Source organism: Microcoleus sp. N9_B4 (assembly GCF_036701635.1).
Classification (GTDB): domain Bacteria; phylum Cyanobacteriota; class Cyanobacteriia; order Cyanobacteriales; family Microcoleaceae; genus Microcoleus.
The window spans coordinates 1-13,336 of sequence record NZ_JAUBRC010000051.1 but is presented as its reverse complement, the minus strand read 5'-3'; the positions used below and the strand labels follow the sequence as shown (position 1 = coordinate 13,336).

Below are 13,336 nucleotides of genomic sequence, written 5' to 3'. Positions count from 1 at the left end.
CAAGTTTTTTGGGTAAATTCCCCATTTTCACAATTTCTCGATCGAGGCTCATGGCGCTGTTGTTCTTTTTCAAGGCAGGTCGAAGATCCCACGACCACGGGCCCTTCCTTCCGCTCTGGTTCTGCTTGAGTTTGAGCCGGTTTTTTTTTGGGGGCGTTCCTGTTATCTGAGTTTGTCCGACTCCACAGCACTCAGGAAGCGCCGCCCGTCGGGACGATAAATTTCTTCTAGGTAGAGTCAGTTTTCAATCTTAGATTGACGGCAAATTTGTGTAATATTTTACAATTTGTCGATCGACAAAAAGGGATAAAATGTCTATTCTCTACCAAAAGTTAGATCCCCTAGAAACCTCTGCTACTGTAGCCTAAGCCGTAAAAGCTAGAAAAAGTGTATGCAAATTCAAACGCCGGACTGGGTTAAACACGCGGTATTCTACCAAATATTCCCCGATCGCTTCGCCAAAAGCAAACAGCCTCGCAAACGCCTGCTGCAAAACTTCATGTGGGAAGAATGGCACGAAATCCCCACCCTGCAAGGCTACAAAGGCGGTGACTTGTGGGGGGTGATGGAAGAGCTAGACTACTTGCAAGACTTAGGAATTAACGCAATTTATTTCACCCCCATATTTCAGTCGGCCAGCAATCACCGCTACCACACCCACGACTACTATCAAGTCGATCCGATGTTGGGTGGCAATCCAGCTTTTAAAGAGCTTCTAGACGCTGCCCACGATCGCAATATCAAAATCGTTCTCGACGGCGTATTCAACCATGCCAGCCGTGGCTTTTTCTTCTTTCATGATATCCTCGAAAACGGCCCCCATTCTCCTTGGGTAGATTGGTTTAAGATTGAAGGCTGGCCGCTATCGGCCTACGACGGCAATTTTCCTGCTAATTATGCCGGTTGGGATGGGAATAGAGCCCTTCCTGTATTCAATCACGACAATCCAGAAGTGCGAGAATACATCATGGAAATCGCCGAATATTGGATTAAATTCGGCGTCGATGGCTGGCGGTTGGACGTTCCTTTTGAAATTAAAAACCCAGGATTTTGGCAGGAATTTCGAGACCGAGTTAAAGCAGTTAATCCCGAAGCTTACATTGTCGGCGAAGTTTGGGAAGATGCGAGAGAATGGCTCGACGGCACTCAATTTGACGGCGTGATGAATTATCTTTTTGCTGCACCGACTATTGCTTTTGCAGCGGGGGATAGGGTAGATTTAACTCAAATTGAAGGCCGTGCTTACCATCCCTATCCGCCGCTTTTTGCTAAAGAGTACGGCGACAAAATTCAGCACGTTTTGGAACTGTACCCGTGGCCGATACAGCTAACTCAACTTAATTTGTTGGCCAGTCACGATACTGCGAGGTTGTTAACAATTGCAGGAGGCGATAAAGCTAGCGTCGAACTCGCTACTTTGCTACTGTTAACTTTTCCTGGAGCTCCCAGCATTTACTACGGCGATGAAGTTGGTTTGCCCGGTGCTCTCGATCCCGATTCTCGCCGCGGTTTCCCCTTACAAGGTCACTGGGAACTTGATGTTTTAGATTACCACAAGCAGTTGATAGCTTTGCGGCACAAATACGCTGCCCTCCGCACTGGTTCGTACCAAATTCTGTTTGCTGAGGGAACGGTTTACGTTTTTGCCAGAATTTTGGGGGATGAGGAAATAGTTGTTGCTGTCAATGTCGCGACAGAAGCAGCTAATATTAGCTTTGAGCCAGCTAAGTTGAAATATCCTCACGATAAATTGCTGTTTGGGAAAGGCGAGTTTGTTTGGAAAGGTGACGGGGAAACTCGCCTTTTAGAATTGATGCTGCCGGCGCGATCAGGATTGATTTTAGGTTCGGATAATTAGTTCAGCAATTACGCAAGTGTCACGATCCAATCGACTTGTAGGGTGCGTCAGACCGAGTTAGGGACGGATGATCGATGGTTTGGACTCTGACGCACCTTACTAATTGTGACACTTGCGTAATTTCTCTAGTTTAAAATGTAAGGTGCGCCCATAAGTACCCTACTAAATTTAGAGATATCCCAAGTTTGATTATGCTGCAACCAATGCTGGTATTAGCACCGCATCAATGATATGGATCACGCCATTGTCAGCAAGAATATTGGGAGTGATAACTTTAGCATCATTCACTTTAATGCCGTCAGAAGTATCAATTCCCACCACAGAACCTTCCACTGTTTCAGCAGAACTTAACTCAAGCAAATTCTCAGTTAGTACCTCGCCAAACAGAACGTGATAAGTCAGAATTTTCTTGAGCTTGGGTATGTCTTCCAGCCAAGACGTAATAGTGTTCGTAGGAATTTTGGCAAATGCCTCGTCAGTGGGTGCTAAGACGGTGTAGGGGCCCGGACTTTGCAATAAATCTAACAAACCAGCCGCTTCAATAACAGTCACGAGGGTTTTGAAAGAGCCCGCATTGGTGGCAGTCTGGACAATATCAGCCATGATGTTTTTCAGGAGTGCAAATAGCAGAAAATGAATCAGAGGCGACAATCATTTTAGCAATTTACAAATAGCAGAAAATGAATCGGAGGGATGATGATTATTTTAGCCATTATAAGTTAATTCGGTTGTCGGCTCTGATGGCTCAGCGCGATCGACCTTTTGGCTTATACTTGGGTCGCCTCCTCCCCCTTGCGGAAAAACTGCTTTAAAATCTCTCCGGGCTCTCTGTCCCAGGTGTCGATATGTTCGTAAATTAAGCCGTCTTTATCCAGTTTATAAGTAGAGTAGCCGTTAAAAAAAATCCGAGCTTTCCAGGGAACCCGCAGTGTCCCGCGAACAGTCCAATTTGCCACAATAGCATCAGGGGCTGTCTGACCTACATCGTGCAGGTCGAAGTAAATCTCGTTAAAGAATAGCTGCCCATGAAATCGCAAAGTCCAAAAGATAATGCGATAGTTGATTTTTCCTTTAAATTTGTTAACAGGGTCTTGAAAATAAACATCTTTTGTGTAGATGTCGTAGGAGATGTCTTTCTCAAACAGCGTCGGGAGATCCGCTTTCAGGGTGTCTACTGCTTGTTCTACCTGCATTTGATATTCGATTGCGCTCAAACTACCACCTTGTGACAGTATTAATTTTTGACACTCACCGTCCTTTCATGAGCGGTGATTCTTCCTTCACAGAACAATGCCTCACAAAAGCAGTGCCTTTGCTTGGTCTTACTCGTTCTCCAGAAGCTACCGAGGTATGCCCTACCTCTAACATTCGTAAACCTTCATCTCGGATATTTTTAGCGGCATTGATATCTCGGTCGTGCAAAGTTCCGCATTTAGGACATTGCCACAGGCGAATATCCAATGGCATTTCGCTAGTTCGATGCAAACAGTGATTACAAGTTTTGGAACTCGGAAAAAATCTATCTACTTCTATGTAGATTTTTCCTTCCCATTCTGCTTTATATTTCAGCATGGTACAAAATTTCCCCCATCCTAACTCAGCTATTGACTTAGCTAATTTATGATTGCGTACCATGTTTTTCACTGCTAGATTCTCTACCACTATGACTTGATTTTCGTCTACTAATTTACGACTTAGTTTGTGGAGAAAATCTTCTCGACATCTAGTAATTTTCTGGTGTACTTTTGCTACTCTTTTTCTAGCTTTATTGCGGTTGTTAGAGCCTTTCTGCTTCTTAGCTAATCTCTTTTGGTACTTAGCCAACTTTTTCTCATGGCGGTAGTGCTTAGGATTGCCGTGTTTGGTTCCATCTGAGGTAATAGCAAAATGAGTAATACCTAAATCAAGGCCTACCGCTTTACCTTCCTTAGACAGTTCTGGCTTATCCTTTCCTTCATCAAACAAACAACTAGCATAGAATTCACCACTCGGGGTAATTGAAACCGTGACAGATTTAAATTCACCTTCGGGAATTCTGGATACTTTGCAGTAAACTTTTCCCAGTTTAGGCAATGTTAAGTAGTCACCGCTTAATTTCATCTTTTGAGGAAATCTAATTGACTGCCTTTGATGCTTCTTCTTGAAATTGGGATACTTCGCCCTCTTTTCAAAGAAATTGAGAAAAGCACTCGACAAATTATCGGCTACTTGTTGCAGAACTTGGGAAGGTGGCTCTGTTAACCATTCATGCTCTTTCTTGAGTTGTGGGAGCAGTTTGATTATTTCATTTCTGCTTAATCCCTTCCCAGTCTTTTTGTAAGTTTCGGTTGTTAAGTTAAGGCTGTAATTGTAGAACCAACGGCAACAACCAAAAGACTTAACCAGTAAGTCTCTTTGCTCGGTTGTTGGGTAGATTCTATACTTAAACGCCTTGAACATTGCACTTACCAAACTATACTTAGTATGGTAAACCAAAATCAGGCAAATGTAAAGCCGTCCTCAAAGGACGGGGTTTTCAACCCAAATTTCTGATAACTTTAAATGAATAATCTCGATCGGCAGCGGGAGGATCAAAAAATTGATACTTCAACCAGCTCTAATCTTACCTCTAATTATATTGTCCCCCTCGGCCTTTCTGCTGACCCGGACTTGCGACATCGAAACCTTGGCACAGATTTGACAGAACACCCCCACTCCTCTGACATTCTCGTAGAAATCAACAGCGGCAAGCTGTTGATGGTAGATAGCCGTCGCCGGAACGGTCTAATTTTGATTAAACGTTTCCACGCGGAGTTTGCCGGGCCTGGGGCTGCCGTTGGGGGCGCTTTTGATGTTGACTCTCAGCAGGCGATTCCCGTGGGCGATTTTTGTTTGGTTTGCCCTCAATCTCCCCAAGAAATACAGAAAGCTTTTGGAATTCGGCGGCAGTGGGTGCGGTTAATGGAACAGTTAACGGCAAAGCCGGCAGCTTTGGAACGGGCACAAATGGTTTTAACTCAGTTTGAACAATATTTGGATTCGGAAACTGTGGCACACATTCCCGATGAAGCTTTGGCACTTTTAGTAGGCGTATTTCCCCAAACCATTCGCGCGGCGAGACAGATTGATAATTAAAAATGTTATTACATCATTTTAGCCGTAGGTTGGGTTGAGGAACGAAACCCAACGCAACCGATGTTGAGGTTGGGTTTCCACTATCGTTCCAACCCAACCTACGCAAGATTTGTGGCAAAATTAATATTCATCATTCCTGACCAACCTCATTGTCCCATTCCATCTGAACATTTGCACCCCAATCCCTTGAATAAGAACCATCCTGCACATAGCGATGAAAACTGGAATATTCCCAATCCTGTGGTGCGGCAACTAATCCATGCTTTACCGGATTATAATGAATGTAATCCACATGATTTGCAAAATCAACTTCATCTCTAATTTGATGCTCCCAAAACCGCCTCTGCCAGATAGCTTGCTCACCTTTTTTCAAACGAGACACTGAACGATTTTGTTTGTATTGCTCAGGACAATTGCGACTAAAATAATTCTTAATCAATCGCCAGCGAGTTGAAAAATTAGCATCTTGATCGGGCAGCGTCCAAATACAATGGAGATGGTCGGGTAAAACAACAATAGCATCAATTGTAAAGGTAAATCCACCTATAACATTGCGGAATGCAGCGCGCAGCAGCTCTACCATTGCGGGGTCAGAAAATAAGCGTTGGCGCTGATAGGTAACAATAGTAAAAAAATAGGTAGCTCCGGGAGTTTTTAGACGACGATACTGCATGGGCTAAGCACTCATTTTTATAGTGTAGGTTGGGTTGAGGCGCTCAACCCAACATTCTGTATAAGCCGTGGAGTTGAGGAACGAAAGCCAACATTATTAATCAATTGGGTGTTGGGTTTTGCTATCGCTCAACCCAACATTCTGTATAAGCCGTGGAGTTGAGGAACGAAAGCCAACATTATTAATCAATTGGGTGTTGGGTTTTGCTATCGCTCAACCCAACCTACAGAATGCCAGCTTACTTAATAGTGTAGGTTGGGTTGAGGCACGAAACCCAACATTCTGTATAAGCCGTGGAGTTGAGGAACGAAAGCCAACATTATTAATCAATTGGGTGTTGGGTTTTGCTATCGCTCAACCCAACCTACAGAATGCCAGCTTACTTAATAGTGTAGGTTGGGTTGAGGCACGAAACCCAACACTCTATGTAATTTGATTGATTTCGCTGATTTGACAGCATTTTTAAGTGGTTTTGTCAATTAAAAATTTCTCCTATGCGATCGACTGTTCGCTGATTTTCCTCCGGGCTACCCACCGTAATTCGCAAACCTCCTCCTGTATGCCTAATTAAAGTACCTCCATCTTTTAGCTGCTGCATGATTTGTTTGTGTTCCTGTTCGGCTGACTCGCCCTCGCCGGCTTTCACCCGCAGGTAAACGAAGTTAGCCGCACTCGGCCAAACTTGTAATTTTTGATGCTGAGTTAGGGCTGCAATTAATTTGGCTCTTTCTGATAGAGTTTCGGGAATGGTTGCTAGCAATAACTGCCGCTGCGCTAGGGCTAACTCGGCTGCGGTTTGCGAGAAGCTGGGAAGGTTGTAGGGGAGACGGATTTTTTCTAAGGTGGCTGTGAGTTCGGGATGGGCGATCGCATATCCGACTCTCATTGATGCTAGTCGAAATGCTTTGGAAAATGTCCGCAAAATTATCCAATTTGGGTGATGGTGCAATTGGTCTGCTAAAGTATTTTGACTGAATTCAAAATAGGCTTCGTCAATTACTACTAATATCTCTTCGGGTAAAGTTGACAACCATTCTATTTCATCTGGTGTCAAAGCATTGGCTGTGGGGGAATTGGGATGAACGACAAAGACGGCGCGCACGGGGGGATTTTGATTTTGGCCGAGATCCCTTTTAGCCGCCTCGATATCGATTTCAAAAGTCTCCTCTTTCCGCCGAACACTCACAACGGGAATACCGAGGGTTTGGGCGATTATTCCATACATCGAAAAGGTGGGATTCGCAACGAAAATAGAGCCGGTACCGCCCAAGCAAGTAGCTATTAAGATGGATCTAATTAGTTCGTCCGAACCGTTGCCCACAGAAATATTGTCGGCTGTAATGGCAGTTTTTGGCTGTGGAACCCCCCCTAGCCCCCCCTTGTTAAGGGGGGGGACATGAATGGATTCTGCGGATTCGTTGGCGTATTGGGCGATCGCCTCTTTGAGCGCTGCGTGGCCTCCGTCGGGATAACGATTTGTCTCAATTAACTGCTGGTAAGTCCAAGCTAGCTTTTTTTTTAATTCCTCTGGCAAGTCGTAGGGGCATTCGTTGGTATCAAGGCGATCGATCGCACTTTCCGAGTGCGCTGGTTCTCCTGACGCCCCGCCCGGATGGGGAGTGTATGCGGTAAGTTCGGCTAAATCTTTTCGGATAAAGGGAAGCATGGTATAGTTTACGACTTTTTATTTTAGATAATCTGCTTAGAAGCATCTGAACTTAGCATAGAGCTTGTTCTATCTCGAAAGCAAGAGGAGAGGGGGATTTAGTTTCTGTCGATCGATTGATGCGTCGGCTGCGGCCAATTGATTATTCTTAGAAAGAAACTGCTAATATTTGGAAACCAAGTATGAAAGTCAAGCCGTCCGATATCTCTAAAAAGGCCGCCGCTACCCTCATAGCTTTGAGTTTGGCTATTCTCCCTTCAGCTATGCCTGCCTCAGCTCAAACGGAGTCAGCTCCGGCCCAGAACAATACTGATTCTAATGGAGTCGTTCTCGACAGAACTCCCTTTCAAGAAAGCAAAAACGACAACAATCATTGGGGTGCTTTGGGTTTATTGGGCATCCTCGGTTTGGCGAATCTGTTTCGCAAGGATGAACCTAAACGCTACCGCGATCCGATGGGCGAATAATTTTTTAAACGGCCCTCGCACAAGCCAAAAACTCAATCAACCGTCGTGGATTCAGAAACCGGGTTTTTTACCGAAAGACTGGATTATTGCCTTTAATCCGAGCAAAAAATCCGGTTTCTTTGATATTGATGGGTCTTTTTGCCACCAAGTTTACTCAATCACGCCACAAAGCAATGCCGCCCAATAAACCGCTCACATTTGGTACTATTTTAACCTGTGGCGGTAACTCAAAAGCAATCTTTTTAGTATTTCCGCCACCGATGTAAATGCGATCGCAGTTAAAGAGATTTTGCACAGAGGTGAGCGCTTTTTCCAGACGGCGATTCCATCTTTTGGAACCGACTGTATCTAATGCCGATCGCCCTAATTGCTGTTCGTAACTTTCCCCTTTACGAAAAGGGTGATGTCCTAACTCTAGATTTGGCACTAAGGTACCATCGACAAATAAAGCAGAACCGAAACCGGTGCCAAGGGTAATTACTAATTCTACCCCCGTCCCAGCAATTGCTCCCAATCCTTGAATATCGGCATCGTTAGCCACTCGCACAGGTTTTCCCAAGCGATCTTTGAGGGTAGTTTGTAAGTCAAAATCTATCCAAGACGGATCTAAATTCACTGCGGTTTTGATGACGCCTAGACGCACGACGCCTGGGAAGCCGACGGATACTCGGTCAAATTCCCCTTGTCCGCTGGCTAAAGAGGCGATCGCCTCTAGTATCGGTTCAGGTTTCGGTGGTTGAGGCGTTTCTAAACGGCTGCGTTCCGTTTGGGGTTTGCCTTCATTGTCCAAAACCATAACTTTGATGCCGCTTCCGCCAATGTCAACGGCTAAGGTGCGAGTCGATCGATCTTGTTCAGTCATTTGATTCTTAAGACTTGCAAGTTGGTCAAATTTTAATTTTTGAATTGGCAAAACTTTTTAATCGCTTCCCACATTTCCGCTAGGAAAGTTCCCAAAGAATGATCATCTTCTAATTCGATTGATTGCACCCAGGGACGGTTAGCGGTCAAATTTCTGCTAGCTGTTAGAGTCGATAGGGGCATTTCTACACCTACCTCTACTACAGAACCGGACGTGAGACGCTAGAGTCGTGGGGGATGTTATCATCCCGCCCCTCTCTTCCGAAACCGGACTTGAAAATTTCTCTTCATCCGGCTACTCAATGTGTTTCCTTTTGTCATTACAGGACTTCTGACTACCATCGCTGGCAATCTTCCCATCGTGGCAATGCCGATGCAAGAGTTGTAGGTTTTTCCACTCATCCTTGCCGCCTAGCGCTCTAGGGATTTTGTGGTCTATTTCTAATACCTTTCGACTTGATGTCAATTGATAGTCCTCCATCCCTCTGTATTCACTTGTGAATCAGATTTAGGCTTGTTCACTACCACTTATACCATTTTCCTAAAATAGTGCTACAGCTAGTAAGTGTCCTTTTTGTGAGTTAGTACCCAAATATAAGAAGGAAGAAAAATGTCAGTCGTGGGTCAAGATTGAGATTCGGGAAACACAAGAAGAACTGAAAGCTCTTCTGCGGAAAGAGTAAAGATGCGACTCGCCACGAAAAACTGCAAGTTCTGTATTGGCTCAAGACCCAAACTGTAGAAACCGTATTGTCGGCTACTGTGCGGTTAGGAAAACATCGTACCACAATACAAAGATGGTTGTCTAGCTACCCTTGCGGGGGGAATAGAAGAATTATTATTTCAGAAACGACGTTCGGGAAGACCAAGTATAATGAATCCTGAAACTGTATAGAAATTATCAAAGGAATTGCTCCAACCAGAAGGATTTAGTAGCTAGAAAGAAGTACATCAATGGTTGACAAGCTGTTGTGAAGTAGATGTGTCATATCGGACAGTACATCAGTGGGCTAGATATCGGCGATGGAGGAAAATTAAAGGCGCCACGTCCCGTGAGTGAAAAACAGAAAAAAGGCGCAGTAGAAGAATTAAAAAAAAACTACCATCCCTGGCAAAAGCCAGCCGCTGGTCAGATTGAGACATTTTTAAATGAATGGAAAAATATTCCCTTTGGGAGTCAAGACGAAAGTCGAATGGGCTACACACAATTCAAAGAAGGAAATTAACTGGCTAAGGAATTAAGCCTCACGGAAAAGTGTAATGGGACTTTGTATATCTGTGGTTATATGGATTAGTAGAACCTCAAACACCAGAGGGATTCTTTGATGAATTTACGCATCTAGACATCTAGACAAGTGAGGTACATCTTTAGAGCTAAAACCCTTAATGGATAAGGATGGGTTGTACCTGATCAGCTAAGGAAACACTATAGCCTTTCTCAGTAACATGAGGTGCACGCTTGATAAGCGGGCATAGGTCTCCGTGGGCATAGGTCTCCGTGGGCATAGGGCATAGGGTATACCTCACTTTATTAAGAACTGCTATATATCAAAACTAGCCTTATCAAGAACCATCACTATTTTCGCTTCTTTTTCAGCAAATTGTGATGTTTGATTAGCTGCTGATACCCCTTCATTAATTAGCTCTTTATCAAAGATTTTTAGGAATTCATAAATATTATGTGAATTGCCTGTATTCAGAAACTCTACAAACTTTTTTTATCGGAATTCCTCACTCCTCCCATTACATTAACTCTGCCTTTTCTTCGGTTTACTCTGACCTTTTTTCGGCTGCCTTTTTTAAACCAGTTCTTTCTTCTGTTGACTCCTAAACTAAATCCACTCTCGTCCCAAAACCAGATCTGTAATCGTCCTGGTTTTTTTTTCTACTTTTAAATATTCGGCAATCTTTATTTTAAACGCTGTTCTTTTTTCTGGATTAATCTTGGACTATAGGCTATACTTAGCGATCAAGGCAAACATACTTTTTTACTTTAATATCCTCCTAACTTGGACTCTACTTAATGTTATTACTGTGGATTTTTTAAGTATGTTGCCAATTTCTGCGCTGTTCATATTCCTTTCATACTATCCTAATTATTGAGAGCCTCTCTATAGTTTCTAATAATATCTCTATATGTTTATCTGTGGTTTTTTTGTGATTTCCCTTCATCCTCTCATCTATTAGACTTTCTAGATTGTCTGGGTCTCCCTTCAGACACTCTTTTAGATACTGGGTTTACAAAGGCACAACAGCTTATGTGCGATCGCACCTACCCTACAAATCAAAACTCTCTTCACCAACACTTCCCAGTTCCCCGCTACCCAGAAACTCTTCCTCCTCTACCTCCTCACTCCCAGAATCGAAACTTTCCACTACAAACGGCAAACCAGCCGCCATCAAACCCCGTTGAATCAGTTCCGGCGTTTCCTCAAACAAAACAAATAGCGGATGAACAGCCTCAGCTTCATCGCTGTAAATATGTCTGTAGCGGTGCGGCATCACCCATTCGTAACCTTTATCCAGCCAAACCTGAGACTGCCGCCAGCGGCCGAGCAACTCAGAAAACTCTTCGCCCGGACGATGAATGAAAATCAAAATTTCCACTCCAATTTTAACTTTCCATTCAGGATCGCACATCAAAATCGCCAAATCGCAGGGCAAACAAACTGCCTGTCCGGGCGATATGCTAGTGCCGCTGCTTCCCGCATAAGAAACCCCGTCCCGCAAGCGCGCAATTGGCAAAGGAATTGTGATTAAACTCTCAAGGGCGCGGCGGATACTCGGAATCATTTCCATGTAAACCCGATATTTTTTCAGCAGGGCGATCGCGGCCGAAGATTCGCTGTACTCTGCTAGTAAAGTCTCGTAATGTGATTGTTTAACAGACATTTTCAAACCAAAGAATAAGTAATTACTAATTGCTGCTAATTGCTAATTGATCGCTTCTCGTTACCAGCAAGACCCAATTGGTGACAACTTAAGCTCAAGTTCCCCCCTTCGGGGAACTTGAGCTTGCCTCTAAGCCTTGGTGCGTAACGCGAACAGCGATTAAAGCATTTCTGACTCTGGGCTACCAATGTCTGGAAAATGCTTACAGCCTTTTTATTTACAAGGTTTGAGCCATTTGCCGTCTCAAGATTAAGCCCCAGACAATGCCTCTTTGTCATTTTATGCCGCTCGCCTGAACTTCATCTGAGCCAAAAAGGTAATCTTGTCTGTAAGGTGTGCCTCTGGCAGCAACATGGGAAAACGACGTACTATAAATCCAGATCATATTCGCCATCGGAATGTACCAGTTCGCCTCAACTGAAGCGATCGCAGCCAGATTGCAAGAATTGCTCTCTCCCCTAGTCTATAACCAACTAGGCTACTACCAGTTGGGATTAAGGTCGCCGATACTCGGTTTACCAAGAAAATGGGTCTAAAGCCCCGTCCTTTTAGGACGGCTTTAATTTCCCCAGAACAGTGATATAGTGTTTTATATCCAGTTCCAAGACGTAAATGTTAGTATTTGAAGCCAAGCTAGAAGGAAAGACCGAGCAGTACGAGAGGCTAGACGAAGCCATTCGTACTGCTCGCTTTATTCGTAATAGCTGCATCAGGTACTGGATAGATACCAAGGGTGTGAATCGATACGACTTGAGTGCATACTGTGCGGTGCTTGCCAAAGAATTCCCTTGGGCTGCCAAGCTCAACTCAATGGCAAGGCAAGCTTCCGCAGAGAGAGCTTGGTCATCAATTGCTCGTTTCTACGACAACTGCAAAAAGGCAAAACTGGGAAAGAAAGGATTTCCACGTTTCAAAAAGCATGAAACCCGCGGTTCTGTTGAATACAAAACCTGTGGATGGAAGCTTTCAGAAGATCTCAGAAGCATAAACTTTAGCGACGGCTTCAAAGCAGGAAGTTTTAAGTTGTGGGGAACTCGCGATTTGCATTTCTACCAGAAGAGTCAAATCAAACGAGTGCGCGTAGTGCGTCGAGCCGACGGGTACTACGTGCAATTCTGTATTGATGCTGAACGGAAAGAAAAGCGAGAGCCTACGGGACGAACCATTGGTTTAGACGTAGGATTGACCCATTTCTACACGGACTCGGATGGTAATACCGTCGAGAACCCGCGTCATTTAAGAAAGTCTGAGCGGTCACTCAAAAAGCTTAATCGCAGACTTTCCCGAACCCAGAAAGGTTCTAAGAACAGAGAAGCGGCGCGGAATCGATTAAGCAGAAAACACCTCAAGGTAAGTAGGCGGCGTAAAGACTTTGCTGTGAAATTAGCAAGGTGCGTAGTCCAGTCCAACGACTTGGTAGCTTACGAAGACTTGTCGGTGCGTAACATGGTCAAAAACAAAAAGCTGTCCAAGTCTATATCTGATGCCGCTTGGACAGCTTTTAGGAATTGGATTGAATATTTTGGCAAAGTGTTTGGAGTAGCTACTGTTGCCGTCGCACCGCACTACACTAGCCAAAATTGTTCTAATTGCGAAAAGGTTGTCAAGAAATCGCTAAGTCAAAGAACACATATTTGTCCGCATTGTGGATTTGTTTTAGACCGCGATTGGAATGCTGCGCGAAATATATTAGAACTGGGATTGCGTACCGTGGGGCACACGGGAACCTACAGCACTTCCGGGTGTTATGAGGTACAATAAGAATAGATTAAAAAAATACACCAATGAAAGCATATTCAGTAGAT

14 protein-coding genes are annotated in these 13,336 nt (G+C 44.2%); 5 read left to right on the top strand and 9 right to left on the bottom strand.

All coding sequences use genetic code 11. The annotated features are described in order from the left end of the window. Positions 1-391 precede the first annotated feature (391 nt). Entirely contained in the window at positions 392-1,858 is a 1,467-nt protein-coding gene (locus QUA43_RS25650) for a glycoside hydrolase family 13 protein (protein WP_333377575.1), read from the top strand. A gap of 189 nt (positions 1,859-2,047) precedes the next feature. Here the strand turns inward: QUA43_RS25650 and QUA43_RS25645 are convergent, their stop codons facing one another. The 3 genes from QUA43_RS25645 to QUA43_RS25635 all read right to left on the bottom strand — a co-directional run bounded on the left by QUA43_RS25645 (position 2,048) and on the right by QUA43_RS25635 (position 4,297). Then, the gene (locus QUA43_RS25645; RefSeq protein ID WP_333377572.1) at positions 2,048-2,461 is read right to left on the bottom strand and encodes a fasciclin domain-containing protein; all 414 of its coding nucleotides are present in this window, start codon (positions 2,459-2,461) and stop codon (positions 2,048-2,050) included. Between the two features lie 164 nt (positions 2,462-2,625). Continuing rightward, complete coding sequence (locus tag QUA43_RS25640; RefSeq protein WP_333377639.1) at positions 2,626-3,051, bottom strand: DUF2358 domain-containing protein; 426 nt, start codon at positions 3,049-3,051, stop codon at positions 2,626-2,628. 55 nt (positions 3,052-3,106) lie between these two features. Beyond that, the gene (locus QUA43_RS25635) at positions 3,107-4,297 is read right to left on the bottom strand and encodes an RNA-guided endonuclease TnpB family protein (RefSeq protein ID WP_333377637.1); all 1,191 of its coding nucleotides are present in this window, start codon (positions 4,295-4,297) and stop codon (positions 3,107-3,109) included. 102 nt (positions 4,298-4,399) lie between these two features. On the opposite strand from QUA43_RS25635, the gene QUA43_RS25630 reads away from it, so the two are divergent. After that, positions 4,400-4,972: a hypothetical protein gene (locus QUA43_RS25630; protein WP_333377569.1), complete on the top strand. Its 573-nt coding sequence runs from the start codon at positions 4,400-4,402 to the stop codon at positions 4,970-4,972. Between the two features lie 130 nt (positions 4,973-5,102). On the opposite strand, the gene QUA43_RS25625 is transcribed toward QUA43_RS25630, so the two are convergent. Beyond that, a complete protein-coding gene (locus tag QUA43_RS25625; protein ID WP_333377567.1) occupies positions 5,103-5,645 on the bottom strand; it encodes an REP-associated tyrosine transposase in 543 nt (180 codons plus the stop codon). Positions 5,646-6,120: 475 nt separating this feature from the next. Then, positions 6,121-7,311 carry a histidinol-phosphate transaminase gene (locus tag QUA43_RS25620; protein WP_333377564.1) on the bottom strand — a complete coding sequence of 397 codons (1,191 nt, stop codon included), beginning with the start codon at positions 7,309-7,311 and terminating at the stop codon, positions 6,121-6,123. Between the two features lie 182 nt (positions 7,312-7,493). Between QUA43_RS25620 and QUA43_RS25615 the strand changes: the two genes are divergently transcribed. Beyond that, complete coding sequence (locus tag QUA43_RS25615; RefSeq protein ID WP_333377561.1) at positions 7,494-7,778, top strand: WGxxGxxG family protein; 285 nt, start codon at positions 7,494-7,496, stop codon at positions 7,776-7,778. Positions 7,779-7,932: 154 nt separating this feature from the next. Here QUA43_RS25615 and QUA43_RS25610 read toward each other — a convergent pair whose 3' ends face one another. Together QUA43_RS25610 and QUA43_RS25605 are read right to left on the bottom strand one after the other, a co-directional pair. Next, positions 7,933-8,640: an ROK family protein gene (locus QUA43_RS25610; RefSeq protein WP_333377559.1), complete on the bottom strand. Its 708-nt coding sequence runs from the start codon at positions 8,638-8,640 to the stop codon at positions 7,933-7,935. Positions 8,641-8,934: 294 nt separating this feature from the next. Continuing rightward, on the bottom strand, positions 8,935-9,120 hold the full coding sequence (locus QUA43_RS25605) for an HNH endonuclease (protein WP_445302004.1): 186 nt from the start codon (positions 9,118-9,120) through the stop codon (positions 8,935-8,937). Positions 9,121-9,619: 499 nt separating this feature from the next. On the opposite strand from QUA43_RS25605, the gene QUA43_RS25600 reads away from it, so the two are divergent. Beyond that, complete coding sequence (locus QUA43_RS25600; protein ID WP_333377556.1) at positions 9,620-9,865, top strand: hypothetical protein; 246 nt, start codon at positions 9,620-9,622, stop codon at positions 9,863-9,865. A 479-nt stretch (positions 9,866-10,344) separates the two neighbouring features. Here QUA43_RS25600 and QUA43_RS30965 read toward each other — a convergent pair whose 3' ends face one another. Beyond that, on the bottom strand, positions 10,345-10,500 hold the full coding sequence (locus QUA43_RS30965; protein WP_445302005.1) for a transposase: 156 nt from the start codon (positions 10,498-10,500) through the stop codon (positions 10,345-10,347). Between the two features lie 416 nt (positions 10,501-10,916). Further along, on the bottom strand, positions 10,917-11,531 hold the full coding sequence (locus QUA43_RS25595) for a hypothetical protein (protein WP_333377553.1): 615 nt from the start codon (positions 11,529-11,531) through the stop codon (positions 10,917-10,919). Between the two features lie 612 nt (positions 11,532-12,143). On the opposite strand from QUA43_RS25595, the gene QUA43_RS25590 reads away from it, so the two are divergent. Beyond that, complete coding sequence (locus QUA43_RS25590; protein WP_333377551.1) at positions 12,144-13,292, top strand: transposase; 1,149 nt, start codon at positions 12,144-12,146, stop codon at positions 13,290-13,292. Positions 13,293-13,336 lie beyond the last annotated feature (44 nt).

Excerpts from the sequence above, each read along its gene's own strand:
- QUA43_RS25615 (WP_333377561.1), top strand. The coding sequence starts at position 7,494 with ATGAAAGTCAAGCCGTCCGATATCTCTAAAAAGGCCGCCGCTACCCTC.
- QUA43_RS25605 (WP_445302004.1), bottom strand. The coding sequence starts at position 9,120 with ATGGAGGACTATCAATTGACATCAAGTCGAAAGGTATTAGAAATAGAC.
- QUA43_RS25610 (WP_333377559.1), bottom strand. The coding sequence starts at position 8,640 with ATGACTGAACAAGATCGATCGACTCGCACCTTAGCCGTTGACATTGGC.
- QUA43_RS25630 (WP_333377569.1), top strand. The coding sequence starts at position 4,400 with ATGAATAATCTCGATCGGCAGCGGGAGGATCAAAAAATTGATACTTCA.
- QUA43_RS25640 (WP_333377639.1), bottom strand. The coding sequence starts at position 3,051 with ATGCAGGTAGAACAAGCAGTAGACACCCTGAAAGCGGATCTCCCGACG.
- QUA43_RS25600 (WP_333377556.1), top strand. The coding sequence starts at position 9,620 with ATGTGTCATATCGGACAGTACATCAGTGGGCTAGATATCGGCGATGGA.
- QUA43_RS25625 (WP_333377567.1), bottom strand. The coding sequence starts at position 5,645 with ATGCAGTATCGTCGTCTAAAAACTCCCGGAGCTACCTATTTTTTTACT.
- QUA43_RS25595 (WP_333377553.1), bottom strand. The coding sequence starts at position 11,531 with ATGTCTGTTAAACAATCACATTACGAGACTTTACTAGCAGAGTACAGC.
- QUA43_RS25645 (WP_333377572.1), bottom strand. The coding sequence starts at position 2,461 with ATGGCTGATATTGTCCAGACTGCCACCAATGCGGGCTCTTTCAAAACC.
- QUA43_RS25635 (WP_333377637.1), bottom strand. The coding sequence starts at position 4,297 with ATGTTCAAGGCGTTTAAGTATAGAATCTACCCAACAACCGAGCAAAGA.
- QUA43_RS25620 (WP_333377564.1), bottom strand. The coding sequence starts at position 7,311 with ATGCTTCCCTTTATCCGAAAAGATTTAGCCGAACTTACCGCATACACT.
- QUA43_RS25590 (WP_333377551.1), top strand. The coding sequence starts at position 12,144 with ATGTTAGTATTTGAAGCCAAGCTAGAAGGAAAGACCGAGCAGTACGAG.
- QUA43_RS25650 (WP_333377575.1), top strand. The coding sequence starts at position 392 with ATGCAAATTCAAACGCCGGACTGGGTTAAACACGCGGTATTCTACCAA.